This is a genomic window from Actibacterium naphthalenivorans (assembly GCF_014196965.1).
Classification (GTDB): Bacteria; Pseudomonadota; Alphaproteobacteria; order Rhodobacterales; family Rhodobacteraceae; genus Actibacterium_A; species Actibacterium_A naphthalenivorans.
The window spans coordinates 1,025,795-1,042,224 of record NZ_JACIEQ010000001.1; the positions used below are offsets into that span (position 1 = coordinate 1,025,795).

The window sequence follows — 16,430 nt, forward strand, 5'->3', positions numbered from 1 at the left end:
CTGGAGAGAATGGCCGATCGGCGTTACAGATTGACGAACGGTGGCCCTGCCAGTCTGCATTCGGCAGCGGTGCGGGGCCGCCATGGAGAATACATGAGCGCCCCGGAAAACCCGCCGCCCACCTCAGCTGCCATCAGCAGCAATATCCCAATCTGCGCCATTGGAGCCTCGGCCGGAGGCGTCAAAGCTCTTCGACACCTTTTCAGCCAATTGCCCGAGGATCTCGGGCTGGCCTACGTCATTATCGTCCATCTGTCCCCGGAGCATCCGAGCGTTCTTGCCCAGATCATTGGCGGGTGCACGGGAATGCCGGTGCACCAGGTCAACGACACGCCAGAACTCTGCGCAAACCACGTCTACGTCATCGCCCCGGACGAGGAACTGGTGATCGAAGGTGACAACGTTCATGCCCGCGATTTCACGGAACCGCGCGGCCGGCGTGCGCCGGTCGACGTGTTCTTCCGGTCTGTCGCCTCGGCCCGTGGCGACGGCATGGCGGTGATCCTGAGCGGCGCAGGCGATGACGGATCCTCCGGCGTCCGGGCCATACAGGAGGCCGGCGGCGTCGTCTTCGCGCAGGAACCGTCGGAGGCCGAATTCAGCGCGATGCCGCAGAACGCGATCGCGACAGGAGTTGTCAGTTTCATCGCGCCCCTCAGCACCCTCGCCGAGCGGATCTCGGAGGTTGCCAGAAGCAAAGAAGCGGTGCGATCCTTGGACCAGGACAGCGCATCCAACGACCTGCGCAGGATCGTTGCCTTCCTTCGTGCCCGGACCGGGCATGACTTCTCAAGTTACAAGCGGGCCACCGTGATGCGGCGCGTCCTGCGCCGGATGCAGGTGTGCCGGATCACCGATCTCAGGGAATACGGCGAATACGTGAGGACCGCACCCGAAGAGGCGCAGGAGCTTTTCGGCGACCTGCTGATCTCGGTCACGCAGTTCTTCCGGGATGAGGACCATTTCAAGTGCTTGACGACGAAGGTACTTTCCCCGCTGGTCGAGGACGCCGGCAGCCTGCAGCAGGATGTGCGCGTCTGGTCAGTGGGCTGCGCGACAGGGGAAGAAGCCTACAGCCTCGCGATCATCCTGCTGGAGGAGGCCGAAAAGCTCAAGGTCTGCCCGCAGATCCAGATCTTCGCCAGCGACCTCGATGAAGGTGCCCTAGGGACCGCGCGCGAAGGCCGGTATCCCAAGTCGATCGCGGCTGACGTCTCGGAGGAGCGGCTGAGCCGGTTCTTCGTGGACGAGCGCACGCACTACCGGGTGCGCAAGGAGGTGCGGGGCATCGTGCTGTTCGCCTCTCACAGCGTCCTGAAGGATCCGCCGTTCATGCGGCTGGACCTTATCGTCTGCCGTAACCTGCTGATTTACCTGGAACGCGCCCTGCAGGAACAGCTGCTGAACCTGTTCCACTACGGGCTGAAATCGAATGGATGCCTGTTCCTGGGATCGGCTGAATCGGCGGATCCGGCGACGAGATTCTTTGCCATCATCGACCGGGAAGCGCGCATCTTCCGGGCGAAAGCCACGGGACGGCGGCAGATGCCCGCGCTGCCGCACGTATCCACCGAAGACGTATACCGGCCAGGCGGACGCCCGGTGGACGCCGCGCAGTCGCGGCAGCCGGTCCCGGCGGAAACACATGCCCGCGCGCTCGAAACAAACGCACCGCCAAGCGTGCTGGTCGACGAAAGCGGTCAGATCCTGCACTTGTCGCCCAATGTCGGACGGTTCATCCTGCACCCTGCCGGCTCTTTCTCGAGCAAGCTTTCAGATGTCGTGCGCCCCGAACTGCGGCTTGACCTCAAGGTCGGACTGGACCGGGCGTTCCTGGGCAAGTCGGGCCTTTTGACACATCCTGTTCCCATAGACATCGACGGAGACCGCCGGCGCGTCGCGATGCAGATCTCGCGTGTGCCGTCGACGGATTCCCGTCCCGCCCGCGGACTCGTCCTGTTCCTGGACGCGGGCCCCGCGCTTTCGGACGACACCACCGCGGAAGAGAGGTTGGCCTCGGACAGCGACGACATGCGAGGCCTGATAAGTGAGCTGGAGGCGGCGCAGGAGGCCCTGGTCGTCAGCCGGGCCGAACATGAAACGGCGATCGAGGATTTGCGGGCGGCGAACGAGGAACTGCAATCCATCAACGAGGAATATCGCTCCACGTCGGAAGAACTGGAGACGTCGAAGGAAGAGCTTCAGTCGATGAACGAGGAGCTTCAGACGGTGAATGCCGAGCTGAAGAGCAAGCTCGATAACATCTCGACCGCGCACAGCGACCTGCGCAACCTCACCATGGCGACCGAGATCGGCACGCTGTTTCTCGACTCCAAGCTCCGGATCCGGATGTTCACCCCGCCGACGGCAGATCTTTTCAACATCACCGACATGGACGTCGGACGGAACATCACCGACTTCACGCACCGCCTGCGCCATGACGGAATCGAGGACGAGGCGCGGCGCGTGCTGCGCGACCTGACCATGGTCGAGGCCGAAGTGCAGAGCCAGGACGGCCGGTGGTTCATGATGCGGCTCAGGCCCTACCGGACGGTGGAGGACCGGATCGAGGGCGTCGTCCTCAGTTTCATCGACGTGACGTCACGGCGGGAAACCGAACGGCGGCTTCAGTCGAGTCAGCAGGAGTACCAGGATCTCTTCAACTCGATTGACGAGGCGTTCAGCGTTCTCGAAGTTCTCTTCGACGGGACGGACACCGTCACGGACTGCCGGTTCCTCGAGGTCAACGAGGCCTTTCACCGGCAGACCGGGCTGGATGCGCCGGTCGGCAAGACGGCGAGAGAGATCGTTCCCGATCTGGAGCAGGACTGGTACGAAACTCTCGGCCGCATCTCGATGACTCGCGAAGCGGAGCGTTTTGAAGCCCCGGCGCGGGCGCTTGGCCGGTACTTCGAGGCTTATATCTTCCCCGTCGGTACGGTTAACGAACGGAAACTGGGTATCCTGTTCCGCGATATCAGCGACCGGAAGCGCGCGGAAACCCATCAGGAAATGCTGAAACACGAGCTCAGCCACCGGGTGAAAAACACGCTGGCCGTGGTTCAGGCCCTTGCCCGGCAACCCTCCACCGAGGGACGAACGGTCGAGGATTACAGGGATCAGCTTGTCGGCCGGATCCGCGCCCTGGCCCATGCCCACGATCAGTTGCTCGAGACGGACTGGAAGGTCGCGGACCTGGGCAGGCTGGCAGAGGCGACGCTTTCGGTCTACGGGCGCCCGGGCGACGGCCGGCTGGATCTTGACGGGCCATCAGTCGCGCTGTCGCCCCGACAGGCCTTGTCCCTGGCGCTGGTTCTGCACGAACTCGGCACCAACGCCGCCAAGTACGGCGCCCTTTCAAACGAAGAAGGCAGGCTGCAAGTCACCTGGAAAATCGGCGGAGCGGACAACGACAGGCGGGCGTTCCTGATCTGGCGGGAAAGGGACGGCCCCAGGGTGGCGGCGAGCGCGTCGTCGGGATTCGGAATGAAGCTGATCGAACAGGCGGGAAGCTACGAACTTGACGGCACGGTGGAACATAACCTTGCGCCGGACGGTTTGACCATGAGACTAGAATTTCCATTGGCATGAAAGGAAGATGCCGCAGTGCCGATCACTCCTGACGCACTCAGAGGGCGTCGAATTCTGATCGTGGAGGATGAGATCCTCCTTGCCATCGACCTGCAGAACCTGCTCGAGGAAAAGGGTCTAGAGGTGGTCGGTATCGTTCCGAGCGTCCAGAAAGCCCTCCAGGCGGTCGCGGATCTCAGGCCTGATGTTGCCACGCTGGATCTCAACCTGCGCGGGCAGTCCTCACAACCCGTGGCGGATGCCCTTCACCAGAGCGGCATCCCTTTCGTCGTGACAAGCGGATACACGACCATGATGTGCGATTTCAGCTATCAGAACGTGCCATTCGTCAAGAAACCGATCGACGAAAACGAGCTGATGGAGGCGCTGCGCTCGATGCTGGCTTGATCGCTCCACCGACCACCACAGGCTGTACATCAGCCGCCTGTTTCGGAATATTCTGCCTCTGCGGTACTTGTGGTCTTGAAGCGACGTTTTTCCCGAGTCCCGATTTTTCGGGATGGTCGGTTCCAGTCGCGTCGCGGGCCGAGGAGCACCAATGCTGGCGTCTGGCATCATGACCGGATGGGCGGCACTTGCCGCCTTGTTCGCCATGACCGTTGCACCGACGCCTTCGCCTAGCAACTGTGTCTACGGGACGGGTTGGGACCGCCATGGGGTTCCGGCTTTGAGGATGGCGTTTGCGATGGTGACGAGCCTGCGGGCGATGGCGATGATGACAAGTTTGTGTGGTTTGCCACGTGTCTTGAGGCGCTGTGCGACTGGCTTCAGAACCGGGTTGTGACAGGCGGCAGCGAGTGCGGCCTGGAACAGCACATGGCGCAGCGCCCGCCGTCCTCCGGCGATCGTGCGCTTGCCGCGCATCGTTCCGCTGTCGTGAGGCACTGGCGCGAGGCCGGTCATGGCGGCGGCCTCGCCGGCGGTCATCCGGCCGAGCTCCGGCATTTCCGCAATCAACATGGCCGCAGAGACCGGACCGATGCCGGGGATGGATCGCAGGAGCCTTGCCTTAGCAGCAGAAGTCTCCTCCTGCGCGATGGCGCATTCGATCCGGCGTTCAAGGTCACCAACCTGGGTATCCAGCATGGCCTTGAGATCCTCGTCCATGCCCTCGACCCCGGCGGGGACGTCTTGCTTTTTGCGCGCGGCGATCTGCGCCAACAGCCGCTTGCGCATGTCGACGATCTGGGCCCTCCGTGTCGTCAAGGCTCTGAGAATACGCAGGTTCTCGCTCGGCAGCATTCGCCCTGCTTCTGGTCGGGACAGCATGAACCGGGCGATGAGTTCGGCATCGATCCGGTCTGTCTTCGCCCTTGTCCCCCGGGAAAGGGCAAAGGCCTTGATCTGTGCCGGGGGCAGTTGCGTTGCCTCGATCCCTTCCGCGACGAGCCTGGCCCAGAGTACCCATTCCTGACCCCCTGTCGCCTCGAAGCCGGTCTTGACCGCACCGGGCATCTCCCGGATCGCCGCGATCAGCTGGTCGTGACCCTCGACCGAGTTCGCCAACCGGAACCTTTGCTCGCCGGGAACGCAAAACCCGTCCAGCCAGTCGCGGGACACATCTATCCCGACCACAGTCGTTGCTGCTATCATGTCACTCTCTCTTCCTTATGCTTCGCGGTCCCGCACAGCGGGCCGCCGTCAACTGTTCGAGACGGTGAGGAGAGGCGGGATCAGCCTGCTAGAAAACGTGGTCAGGCCACAAGATGTTCAGCGCTGAATCCCACCCCGTCGCCGGTCCTGGCCGGGATCGGTGACGGGGCATTTATAGCAGGGCCGAGACACATAAGGTGTTCAGTCCCGGCCTCGATCCGCTCGACCAGGGCCATCGCATCATAGCCGCGGTCGGCCACGACATGGGCCGTGCGCGTGAAACTGTCAATCAGCTCAGGCGCGGCGGCTTTGTCACTGGCCTGGCCGGGGCGGAGTGTCAGCCGGATCGGCAGGCCCACCTCATCCACGACCGCGTTGATCTTGGTACTCAGTCCGCCACGAGAGCGACCGATGGCGTGATCCGCGCCGCCTTTTTTCTGCCGGCTGCGTGTTGGTGGGCCCGGATGATGGAGGAGGCGATGAAGGCCATGGTTTCCGGCGACTTCGCCGCCAAGGCAACTGACATGAAAGTCAGCTTTGCCTGAAATCCCACACTGGTAAATTGGCGCGCTGGGGAGGATTCGAACCCCCGACCCCTTGATTCGTAGTCAAGTACTCTATCCAACTGAGCTACCAGCGCGTGGAGGCGTGATTTAGCGGCGCTCCGCGGGGTTTGCAAGAGCGAAATCAGAAATCATTCCGCTGCCGCCTCATGTATCGCCACACCCTTGGGCAGGTGGATCACAAACACCGTCCCTTCCCCGTCGGACCGTTCGAGGGCCAGCCGCCCGCCGTGCCCGCGGATCAGTTCGGCGGAAATCGCAAGGCCGAGCCCGGTGCCGCCCTTGCGCGTGCCGCCCTGGAACGGCTGAAACAGATGGTCCCGCGCCTTGGGCGGCAGGCCGGGGCCGGTGTCGGCGACCTGGATCGTCCATTCATGCAGATCCTCGTCGGCACGGATGTTGATCTCGCCGGTGCGGCCGCTGGCCACGATGGCCTGCCGCGCGTTGCGGATCAGGTTGGACAAGACCCGGAACAACTGTTCGCCATCCGCCCGCAGCACCAGCCCCGCCGGCACATCCTCGCTGAAGCTGATGTCGTGGTCGCCGGCCGCCAGCCGCTCGCTGTCGACCACATCGTTGACGATGGCGGCCAGAAAGATGCGGTTCAGCGCCGGAGGCGGCTCTTCGGCCTTGCCGAAGGCCAGCGTCGTTTCGCACAGGTTCACGGCGCGCGAGATCGAGCCGACGATCTTGGGCGCGGCGCGCTTGACGGCCGGGTCCTGGCTGTTTTCCATCCTGTCCGCGAAAAGCTGGGCGGTGGTCAGGATATTCCGCAGATCGTGGCTGATCTTGGCCACCGCCCCGCCAAGCTGGGCCAACCGCTCTTTCTGGCGCAGGGCCGAGGTCAGCTGGTGCTCCATCGATTGCAGGGCAATCTCGGCCTCGCGCAGTTCCGACACCTGCGAGCTGGGCTCGATGATCCGCCGGTTGTCCTCCGGCGCGCCGGCGTAGCTCTGGATCGCGTCCACCAACCTGCGGATTGGCATCACCAGAATGCGGCGCACCGCGAAGAACAGCAGCGAGGCCGTGATCACCGAAATCACCGCCGAGAGGGCAAGAATGCGCAACCCGTAGTCGATCATCGCCATGCGCAGCGGCCCCGAGGCCATGGTGACCTCGATCAGCAGCCCGGCATCCTGCACCGGCTGGCCGATCACGCGGATCACCCTGTCCTGCGGGTCCAGCAGGCGCAGCACAGCATCGCGCATCAGATCGAGCGAACTGTCGGCGCGCAGATCAAAGCTTTCCGCGATTTCGCCCGGCATGGGCGAAGACAGCACGAGTTGCCGCGCCTGGTCGCGGCGCAGCACCACGTTGAAGACCCCGGCGTTGCGCAAAAGCTCCTGCTCCAGCGCGTCGTCGATCATGTCTTCCCCCGCCAGCAGCGCCAGCGAGGCGATCTGCGCCCGTTCAAGATGCGACAAAAGGTAATCTTCGCGGAACCGGGCGATCGAGGGCACAAAGATCAGCACTTCGGCCAGCATGACGAAAGCCACCGTCAGCATCAGGAACCGGCCGGAAAGTGATTTCAGGAACATGCGCAGCCTCTGACGGCGGATCAGGGCAGAACCTTCTGGACGAGGCCCACCGCCCGCTTGACCCAGGGATTATCAAACAACTTCGGAGAAAAATAGGCACCCGCGGCCCGCTTGTTAACCTCCCCCAGGGTCGGATAAGGGGCCACCATGTTGGTAACGGCACTCATTTTCAGCCCGTTGGCGATGGCCAGCGCCCAGATCCCGATCAGCTCGCCCGCCTCCGCCCCCACGATCGAGGCCCCCACCGGGCGCCCCTTCACCACCATCACCTTGATCAGGCCGGTGGTCTTGCCGGTGGCAATGGCACGGTCATTGCCGCTGTAATCGAACCGCACCACGCTGAGCTTCTCGCCATGCGCCGCGCGTGCCTCTGCCTCGGTCAGGCCGACCTGCGCCAGTTCCGGGTCGGTATAGGTCACGCGGGGAATGTGATCGGTGCGCGCCTTCGACGGCAGCCCCAGAAGGATCGACCGGATGACCACACCGGCGTGATACCCCGCCACATGGGTGAACTGCATCCCCCCCGCCACATCGCCGATCGCATAGATGCGCCGGTTGGTGCTGCGCAGATCCGGCCCGACCTTGACACCCGCCTTCGTCACCTCGACCCCCGCCGCCGCAAGGTTCAGCCGATCGGTATTGGCCTTGCGCCCCACCGCCATCAGCAGATGCGTGCCGGTGTAAACCGCGCCACCCCCGGTTTCGACGGATATGTTCCCCGCCCCGCCCGAAATCTTCGCGGCCTGCTGGCCCTCGACAATCTCCGCCCCCTCGGCCCGCAGCTGTTCCAGCACCACCGCCGCCAGTTCCGGGTCGTCCTTGCCCAGCGCCTTCGCGCCTTCGATCACCGTCACCGCGCAGCCCAGCCGCAGATGCGCCTGCGCCATCTCCATGCCGATGGGCCCGCCGCCGATGATGATCAGATGCTCCGGCTTCTCGCGCAGATCGAAAATGGTTTCATTGGTGAAACAGGGCACATCCTCGATGCCGGGGATCGGCGGCACGAAGGGCGACGAGCCCGTGGCGATCACGAAGCGTCGCGCCGAAATCAGCGTGTCCCCCGCCTGAAGCTCGCGGCCCGAGGTGAAAGCCCCGTAGGCGCGGATCACCGTCACCCCCAGCCCCTCGAACCGCTCTACACTGTCATGCGGGGCGATGGTGGCGATCACGCGGGCCACATGATCCTTCGCGGCGGCGTAATCCACCTGCGGCGCGGCTGCGGTGACGCCGAAGGCCACATCGCGCACCGCCTGCGCCCGCGCCCCCGCCGCCAGCAGCGCCTTGGACGGCACGCAGCCATAGTTCAGGCAATCGCCGCCCATCTTGTGCCCCTCGACAAGCACCACCCGCGCGCCCATCTGCACCGCCCCCGCCGCCAGAGACAGCCCGGCGGACCCGGCACCGATGACGCATAGATCGGTTTCGATCCGTTCCATCTTACAACCCTCCCATTCGGCGCAGCGCTTTCACCAGCATCGGCAGCGCCGCCAACATGCACAGGCCCAGAATCGGGCCCAGGATATGCGGCTCGAATATGATGCCCAGATCCGGGGTCTCGCCCCGCGCGAACACCTCTCCCAGCCCGGCGCCGACCCAGGTGAAGACCACGCCGCCCGGTATGATGCCGAAAAAGGTCGTGACAACGAACCGGGCAACCGACACCCCCACCAGCGCCGGGATGATATTGGCCACGAAAAACGGAACCGCCGGCACAAGCCGGATCAGGAACAGCACCGAAAGCTCGTTTTCGCGGATCGCCGCCTTCAACTGCCTGATCAGCCCGCCGCTGGCCTCCATCTTCGCGGCCAGCCTTTCGCCCATGCCCCAGCGCGCGGCCATGAAAATGCCGGTGGCCCCGATCGTGGCCGCCGTGACGTTGAACAGGACGCCGGGGACCAGCCCGAACAGGAACCCGCCGGTCAGCGTGGCGATCGTCGCCCCCGGAAGCGAGAACGCCACGATCACCACGTAAAACGCCATGAAACCCAGCGCCGTCCACAGGTAATGCGCATCGCGAAAGGCCATCAGCGCCTCATGGTTTTCGGCCAGCGCCTGAAACGACAGATAGTCACGCAGCGTGAACGCCCCGATCACCGCCACCACGACGACCGCGATCAGCGGCAGGCGGCGCAGGGTCGCGGATTTTCGGGGCTGGGTCGCATCGCTCATCGGGGGCTTGTCCATCTGATGTCCTCGGCTTTGCCCTAACATGCGGCGGCACCGCCCCGTGCGACAGCCCTTTCACGGTGCCTTGATCACGGGTGATCCAATGTTGCAGGATCGGGGCGTATTTCCCGGCCTTTGTAACATGCGGGCGCAGGCCGCCCGGAAATGTTGCACAAAACCCGCATACTGCGAATTGACTTACGCGCGCGCAGCCCCTAAAGGACGGGCTTCGAACGTAAACGGCCTTCGAATCCATACGGGGTTTGGGCCTGTCCTGACGGAGCCAAAGCGATGAAACGCACTTTTCAACCGAGCAACCTTGTTCGCAGCCGCCGCCACGGCTTCCGTGCGCGCATGGCCACCAAGGCCGGCCGCAAGATCCTGAACGCACGCCGTGCGAAGGGCCGGAAGTCGCTCAGCGCCTGAGACCTGCCGGAAGGCATTTCGACATGACACCGCCGGAGGCAGACGTGGCAGGCACCAGGCCGGACGCCACGACAAGGCCCCCGGCGGTTTCCGTTTGTCTGACGACCCTGACCAAACGCGCCGATTTCCTGCGCGCGGCACGGGCGAAACGGCAGGCCAGCAAAGGGTTCGTCCTTCAGGCCCGCAAACGTGCCCCCGGAGAGGGCGAAAGCGGCGCGATCCGCATCGGCTATACCTGTTCCAAAAAGGTCGGCAACGCGGTGGCGCGCAACCGCGCCAAGCGCCGCCTGCGCGCCATCGCCCGCGCCGTTCTGCCCACGGACGGGCAGCCCGGCTGGGACTATGTGCTGATCGGCCGCGCTGAAACCACGGCCAGCCATCCCTATCTGGACATGGAACGCGACCTGAAACGCGCGTTGCAGAAAATCCACGGGAACCCCACATGACCCCGCTTGCCTGGCTCCTGTCGCTTCCGGTGCGCGCCTACCGGCTGATTCTCAGCCCCTGGGTCGGCAAGAGCTGCCGCTATCAGCCGACCTGCTCGGCCTATGCGCTGGAGGCGCTGGAAAAGCACGGCGCGATCCGGGGCGGCTGGCTGGTGCTGCGCCGCATCGGGCGGTGCCACCCGTTCGGCGGCGATGGCTATGACCCGGTGCCGGAGCAGGACGCAGACAAGGGCTGAAGCGCGGCGCGCCACCGGCCCCCTTGCCCGAAATCCGCAACTCCACTAAAGCCGGATTCATGCTCGACGATCTTGATGACATCCACCCGCTGTTCCACGGCGCGCCCTCGACGACGGAGTTCAAGAAGCTCCGCAAACGCATCGTGCGCTATACGCGCGAGGCGATCGAGCAATATGGCATGATCGAACGCGGCGCGCGCTGGCTGGTATGCCTGTCAGGCGGCAAGGACAGCTATACATTGCTGGCCGCCCTGCATGAGCTGCAGTGGCGCGGACTGTTGCCGGTCGATCTGCTGGCCTGCAACCTCGATCAGGGCCAGCCGGGGTTTCCGGCCACCGTGCTGCCGGAGTTTCTGGAAAAGATGCAGGTGCCGCACCGGATCGAGTATCAGGACACCTATTCGGTCGTGATGGACAAGGTGCCCCAAGGCCGCACCTTCTGCGCCCTGTGTTCGCGGCTGAGGCGCGGAAACCTCTACCGTATCGCCCGCGAAGAAGGGTGTTCGGCGGTGGTGCTGGGCCATCACCGCGACGATATTCTCGAAACCTTCTTCATGAATCTCTTTCACGGCGGGCGGCTGGCCACCATGCCGCCCAAGCTGGTGAACGAAGAGGGCGACCTGTTCGTCTATCGCCCGCTCGCCCATGTGGCCGAGGCTGATTGCGAACGCTTCGCCACGGCGATGAACTATCCCATCATCCCCTGCGATCTGTGCGGCAGCCAGGACGGATTGCAGCGCCAGCAGGTCAAGGCGATCCTGGACGGGTGGGAGGCCAACAGCCCCGGCCGCCGCCAGGTGATGTTCCGTGCGCTGATGAACGCCCGCCCCTCGCACCTGCTGGACCCGAAACTGTTCGACTTCGCCGGGCTGGTGCGGGGAAGCGCCGAAGTTGATGAAAATTCTCATCAGATTCCCCGGCTCGATTAATCTCCCGAACAGAGACCGGCCCTAGCCTGAGCGGCAAGTGGTGATCCAAAAGGTCACGCCGCAAGAGGACGCTTCGCCGATGTCTCGGTTTTCTGGTTTCGTGCCGCACCGCGCCCGCGCTGCCGGGGCCGCGCTGTTTGGCCCGCCGCAAAGCATGGCTTTTCTGCCCGCGATCACGCTGGCGGCCTATTGGATCGGCGGCGAACAGGCGCTTCTGGTGGCGGCTCTGATGTTTCCCCTGCTCTATTCGCTCTTCGGCGCGCCCGCGGCGCGGGGCGAGCCTGCGGCGGGCCAAGGGGCTGCACGTGAAACCGTGGTCGCGCTGCTGGACAAGACGCTGAAAAACCCATCTGACCGCGGCCTGACCACCGCCTGCCTGGTGGTCGCGGTCGAGGGGCTGGATGGATTGGGCGAACGCTTCGGCACACCGGCGGCGGAGCTTGCCATGGGGCGGGTCGCCGACCGGCTGGCCGGGGCGCTGCGCGGCTCCGATATCGTGGCCCGCCTGGGCGAGGGACGTTTTGCCATTGCCCTCGGCCCGGTCCGCCGCGCCGATCTGGAAACGCTGCTGCAGATCGCCGGGCGGCTTCAGGATGTGGTGCGCGAGCCGATCAGCATCGATGCGACCGCGGCGCATCTGTCCAGTTCGGTCGGGTTCTGCCTTGCCAGCCGCAGCCCCGCCGCCGATGGCGCCGCGATGCTGGCCGCCGCCGAAACCGCGATGCGCACCGCACGACAAAGCGGGCCGGGCGCCATCCGCGCGTTTTCCGCCGAAATGCAGGTGGCGGCAGACCTGCGCCACGACCTGGCCGATGAGGTATCCGCCGCCCTGGAGAGCGGCCAGATCGTCGCATGGTTCCAGCCGCAGATTTCGACCGATACCGGCGCGGTCACCGGGTTCGAGGCGCTGGCGCGCTGGCCGCAGCGCGAGCGTGGCCCGATTCCCCCATCGGATTTTCTTGGCGCCATCGCCCGTGCCGGCCTGTCGGAACGGCTGAGCGAAGAGATGCTGTTCAACGCCCTTTCCGCGGTGCGCTCCTGGGACAAGGCCGGCGTGCATGTGCCGGCGGTGGGGGTGAACTTCTCGGGCGAAGAGCTGCGCAACCCGCGGCTGGTCGACAAGATCCGGTGGGAGCTGGACCGGTTCGGCCTGACCGCGGAACGGCTGACGATCGAGGTGCTGGAAAGCGTCGTCTCGGATGCCGGGGACGATATGATATCGCGCAATATTTCCGCCCTGTCGGCACTGGGATGCGGGATTGATCTGGATGATTTCGGCACCGGCCACGCCTCTATCGCCTCGGTGCGGCGCTTCGCCGTGGGCCGGCTGAAGATCGACCGCTCCTTCGTGACCCGCGTCGACCAGGACCGTGAACAGCAGGATATGGTCGCGGCCATCCTGACCATGGCCGAGGGGCTGGGCCTGGACACGCTGGCCGAGGGCGTCGAAACCGTGGGTGAACATGCGATGCTGGCCCAGCTTGGTTGCCGCCATGTGCAGGGCTTCGGCATTGCCCGTCCGATTCCCTTCGAAGACACCATTGCCTGGATGCTGAAACATCAGGAAAAGCTGGAACAGGCCGCCAGCCTTGGGCGGCAGGCGGGCTAAGCCCGGGTGCGGTGGGAAAACCGCTTGACCTTCGGGGCGGCGTTCTGTTGAACCTCCATCACCTTTCCAAGGACAGATGGCGGCCAAGAATGGACGATCAGAACAAAAACCTCATCCTCGCAACCGCGCTCAGCTTTCTGGTGATCGTGGGCTGGTTCCTTCTGTTCCCGCCGGAACAGCAAAGCCCGGCGCCCGCCGATCAGGTAACCGCCACCGCGCCGGGCATCGCGCCCGTGCCGCCGGCCTCTGTCTCCGGCACCCCCACCCCGGTGCCCGCCGCCACGGCTCCCGCCGCCGCCGATGCCCCTCGCGTCACGATCGACACCGCGCGCCTGTCGGGCTCGATCTCGCTTCTGGGCGGGCGGATCGACACGCTGTCGCTCAGCGATTACCACGAAACCCTCGACAAGACCTCGCCGAAGGTCGCATTGCTCTCGCCGGTCGGCACCGCCCGCCCCTATTACGCGCTCTACGGCTGGGCCCCCGCCGGAGATCTGGACAGCGCCGCCGTGCCCGGCCCGCAAACGCGCTGGACGCTCGCGCAGGGCGACACGCTGACACCCGACAGCCCGATCACCCTGCGCTGGGACAATGGTGCCGGCCTCACCTTCACCCGCGTGATCGCCGTGGATGACAATTTCATGTTCAGCATCACCCAGAGCGTGGAAAACAACACCGGCGCCCCCATTCGCCTGGCGCCCTATGGCATCGTCGCCCGCCATGGTGAGCCGGAGACGAAGAAATTCTTCATCCTGCACGAGGGCGTCGTGCGCCAGAACGATACTTCGTTGGAAGAGATCGGATACGGCAAGATGCCCGACATGGATTTCGTCGAGCGTGAAGGCGCCCGCGCCGAGGTGACCGAGGTGCAGGAAAACGGCTGGGTCGGCTTCACCGACAAATACTGGATGACCACGCTGATCCCGGCGCCCGGCCAGCCCTTCACCTCTGTCGCGAAATACGTGGCCCAGGCCGATATCTATCAGGTCGAATCGCGCCTGCCGGTGATGACCGTCGCGCCGGGCGCGACCGCACAGGCCGACACGATGCTCTTTGCCGGCGCCAAGGAATGGGAAGAAATCCGCCACTATCAGAATGACACGGGCATCTTCCGTTTCGTCGATTCGATCGACTGGGGCTGGTTCTTCTTCCTCACCAAGCCGATTTTCGCGGTTCTGCATTTCCTGAACGGGTTCATCGGCAACATGGGCTGGTCGATCATCGCGCTGACCTTCCTGCTGAAGGCGCTGCTGTTCCCGCTGGCGTATAAATCCTACGTCTCGATGGCGAAGATGAAAGAGCTTCAGCCCGAGATGGAGAAGCTGAAGGAACGCGCCGGCGACGATCGCCAGAAGCTGCAGCAAGAGATGATGGCGCTCTACAAGAAGGAAAAGGTGAACCCCGCGTCGGGCTGCCTGCCGATCCTTTTGCAGATCCCGATCTTCTTCTCGCTCTACAAGGTGATCTTCGTCACGATCGAGCTGCGTCACGCCCCCTGGCTCGGCTGGATCCGCGACCTTTCCGCGCCCGATCCGACCTCGATCTTCAACCTGTTCGGCCTGCTGCCCTATGCGGCGCCGGATGCGAATTCCATTCTGGCCATCGCGTCGATCGGCATTCTGCCCATCCTTCTGGGCCTGTCGATGTGGCTGCAGCAAAAGCTGAACCCGGCCCCGACCGACCCGGCGCAGGCGATGATTTTCGGCTGGATGCCCTGGATCTTCATGTTCATGCTGGGCCGGTTCGCCAGCGGGCTGGTGCTTTACTGGATCGCGAACAACACGATCACCTTCACCCAGCAATACCTGATCATGCGCAGCCAGGGCTACAAGCCTGACGTGTTCGGCAACATCAAGTCGACCTTCCGCAAGAAACCCAAACCGGACGCCAAGTGATGGCGCGGCTGGCGCATATCCGGCGCCATCCGGTCAAGGGTATCGGCCAGGAAGAGATCGCGGCCACCACGCTCTGCCCGGCGCGCCCCCTGCCGCTGGACAGGGCATGGGCGGTGCTGACGGGCGATACCGGCGATACCGGCCAATGGCAGCCGCGCCGCAACTTTGCGCAATGCGCCGCCGCGCCCCGGCTGATGGCGGTGTCTGCGCGCATGTCGGGCGCGCGGATCACGTTCAGCCACCCCGAGCGGCCCGAGATCACCATCGACCCCGACAATGACGGGGCGCAGCTGGTCGCGTGGATCGCCCCGCTCTGCCCTGCGGACCGGCCCGCGCCGACGCGGCTGGTGCGTGCGCCCGAGCAGGGGATGACGGATGCGCCCTTCGCCTCGGTCTCGCTGATGAGCCTGGCGTCGCTGCGGGCGTTTTCGCAGGAGATCGGCCAGCCGCTCGATCCACGCCGGTTTCGTGGCAACCTGTGGCTTGACGGGCCCGCCCCCTGGGCGGAGTTCGACTGGATCGGCCGGACCCTGCGCATCGGCACCGCCGAGCTTGAGGTGGTCGAGCGGATCGAGCGCTGCCGCGCCACCGAGGCCAGCCCCGTAACCGGCCTGCGCGATGCCCCCACCCTGCGGGTGCTGCAGGATGCCTGGGGCCACCGCGATTTCGGCGTTAACGCAAGGGTTGTGACAGGCGGGCGAATTGCCGTGAACGACCCGGTAGAGGTATTGTGATGCAGCTTCCCTTCCCCGTCGCCGACGCCCCCGATGCCGCCACCGCCGAACGTGGCCGCCTGCTGTTCGCCGGAGAGACCGAGTTTCTGAAAGGCGTCGTCGCGATGGACGGGCTGCCGCCCGCCGACCGGCTCGAGGTTTGCTTCGCCGGGCGTTCCAACGTCGGAAAGTCCAGCCTGATCAACGCGCTGACCGGGCGCAAGGCGCTGGCGCGCGCGTCCAACACGCCCGGGCGGACCCAGGAAATCAACTTCTTCACACTGGGCGACAGCCACTATCTGGTCGATCTGCCCGGCTATGGCTATGCCGAGGCGCCGCTGCCCGTCGTCCAGAAATGGCAACGCCTGCTGAAAGCCTATCTTTCCGGCCGCCAGACCCTGCGCCGCGCCTTCGTTCTGATCGACGCGCGCCACGGGGTAAAGGCGGTGGACGAAGAGATTCTGACCCTGCTCGACCAATCGGCCGTGACCTTTCAGGCGGTGCTGACCAAGGCCGACAAGGTAAAGCCCAAAGACCTTGAGAACGTGCTGAACCAGGTGCGCGGTGCCCTGTCGAAACACCCCGCCTCCTTCCCCGAGATCGTCGTGACGAGCTCTGAAAAGGGCGACGGGATCGAAACGCTGCGCGCCATCATCGCCACGCTGGAGTAACCCGCGCGGCGCCCGCGGGGCCTTGCCGCGCGGGCGGTGCCGGTTTACCAACGG

At 64.8% G+C, this 16,430-nt stretch carries 14 protein-coding genes, 1 tRNA gene and 1 pseudogene; 10 read left to right on the plus strand and 6 right to left on the minus strand.

Going from position 1 to position 16,430, the window contains the following annotated elements:
- The first annotated feature begins 93 nt into the window (after window positions 1-93).
- Together GGR17_RS05020 and GGR17_RS05025 are read left to right on the plus strand one after the other, a co-directional pair.
- The gene (locus tag GGR17_RS05020) at window positions 94-3,591 is read left to right on the plus strand and encodes a CheR family methyltransferase (RefSeq protein WP_082386496.1); all 3,498 of its coding nucleotides are present in this window, start codon (window positions 94-96) and stop codon (window positions 3,589-3,591) included.
- Window positions 3,592-3,606: 15 nt separating this feature from the next.
- Window positions 3,607-3,978 carry a response regulator gene (locus GGR17_RS05025; RefSeq protein ID WP_054537836.1) on the plus strand — a complete coding sequence of 124 codons (372 nt, stop codon included), beginning with the start codon at window positions 3,607-3,609 and terminating at the stop codon, window positions 3,976-3,978.
- A gap of 243 nt (window positions 3,979-4,221) precedes the next feature.
- Here GGR17_RS05025 and GGR17_RS05030 read toward each other — a convergent pair whose 3' ends face one another.
- The 6 genes and pseudogenes from GGR17_RS05030 to GGR17_RS05055 all read right to left on the minus strand — a co-directional run bounded on the left by GGR17_RS05030 (window position 4,222) and on the right by GGR17_RS05055 (window position 9,469).
- Entirely contained in the window at window positions 4,222-5,184 is a 963-nt protein-coding gene (locus GGR17_RS05030; RefSeq protein ID WP_207642690.1) for an IS110 family RNA-guided transposase, read from the minus strand.
- Between the two features lie 236 nt (window positions 5,185-5,420).
- Window positions 5,421-5,621: pseudogene (locus GGR17_RS20620) on the minus strand (transposase); the annotation flags it as partial.
- A gap of 126 nt (window positions 5,622-5,747) precedes the next feature.
- Window positions 5,748-5,824 (minus strand) — tRNA-Arg (locus GGR17_RS05040).
- Between the two features lie 54 nt (window positions 5,825-5,878).
- Entirely contained in the window at window positions 5,879-7,285 is a 1,407-nt protein-coding gene (locus GGR17_RS05045) for a sensor histidine kinase (protein ID WP_054537834.1), read from the minus strand.
- A 20-nt stretch (window positions 7,286-7,305) separates the two neighbouring features.
- Entirely contained in the window at window positions 7,306-8,721 is a 1,416-nt protein-coding gene (locus GGR17_RS05050) for a dihydrolipoyl dehydrogenase family protein (protein ID WP_054537833.1), read from the minus strand.
- A gap of 1 nt (window position 8,722) precedes the next feature.
- On the minus strand, window positions 8,723-9,469 hold the full coding sequence (locus GGR17_RS05055) for a TVP38/TMEM64 family protein (RefSeq protein WP_235974402.1): 747 nt from the start codon (window positions 9,467-9,469) through the stop codon (window positions 8,723-8,725).
- Between the two features lie 273 nt (window positions 9,470-9,742).
- Here GGR17_RS05055 and rpmH point away from each other — a divergent pair, with 273 nt between their 5' ends.
- From rpmH to yihA, 8 genes are all read left to right on the plus strand, one after another.
- Window positions 9,743-9,877: a 50S ribosomal protein L34 gene (gene rpmH, locus GGR17_RS05060; RefSeq protein WP_037210846.1), complete on the plus strand. Its 135-nt coding sequence runs from the start codon at window positions 9,743-9,745 to the stop codon at window positions 9,875-9,877.
- 23 nt (window positions 9,878-9,900) lie between these two features.
- On the plus strand, window positions 9,901-10,323 hold the full coding sequence (rnpA, locus tag GGR17_RS05065) for a ribonuclease P protein component (protein WP_037210844.1): 423 nt from the start codon (window positions 9,901-9,903) through the stop codon (window positions 10,321-10,323).
- On the plus strand, window positions 10,320-10,559 hold the full coding sequence (yidD, locus tag GGR17_RS05070; RefSeq protein WP_054537832.1) for a membrane protein insertion efficiency factor YidD: 240 nt from the start codon (window positions 10,320-10,322) through the stop codon (window positions 10,557-10,559). The genes rnpA and yidD overlap by 4 nt, the downstream gene beginning before the upstream one ends.
- Before the next feature lie 59 nt (window positions 10,560-10,618).
- Window positions 10,619-11,488 carry a tRNA 2-thiocytidine(32) synthetase TtcA gene (ttcA, locus tag GGR17_RS05075; RefSeq protein WP_037210839.1) on the plus strand — a complete coding sequence of 290 codons (870 nt, stop codon included), beginning with the start codon at window positions 10,619-10,621 and terminating at the stop codon, window positions 11,486-11,488.
- A 79-nt stretch (window positions 11,489-11,567) separates the two neighbouring features.
- A complete protein-coding gene (locus GGR17_RS05080) occupies window positions 11,568-13,097 on the plus strand; it encodes a bifunctional diguanylate cyclase/phosphodiesterase (protein WP_054540285.1) in 1,530 nt (509 codons plus the stop codon).
- A gap of 89 nt (window positions 13,098-13,186) precedes the next feature.
- Window positions 13,187-14,992: a membrane protein insertase YidC gene (gene yidC, locus GGR17_RS05085; protein WP_054537831.1), complete on the plus strand. Its 1,806-nt coding sequence runs from the start codon at window positions 13,187-13,189 to the stop codon at window positions 14,990-14,992.
- Window positions 14,992-15,726 carry an MOSC domain-containing protein gene (locus GGR17_RS05090; RefSeq protein ID WP_157445494.1) on the plus strand — a complete coding sequence of 245 codons (735 nt, stop codon included), beginning with the start codon at window positions 14,992-14,994 and terminating at the stop codon, window positions 15,724-15,726. The genes yidC and GGR17_RS05090 overlap by 1 nt, the downstream gene beginning before the upstream one ends.
- The gene (yihA, locus tag GGR17_RS05095) at window positions 15,726-16,376 is read left to right on the plus strand and encodes a ribosome biogenesis GTP-binding protein YihA/YsxC (RefSeq protein ID WP_054537829.1); all 651 of its coding nucleotides are present in this window, start codon (window positions 15,726-15,728) and stop codon (window positions 16,374-16,376) included. Before GGR17_RS05090 ends, yihA begins: the two co-directional genes overlap by 1 nt.
- Window positions 16,377-16,430: the final 54 nt, after the last annotated feature.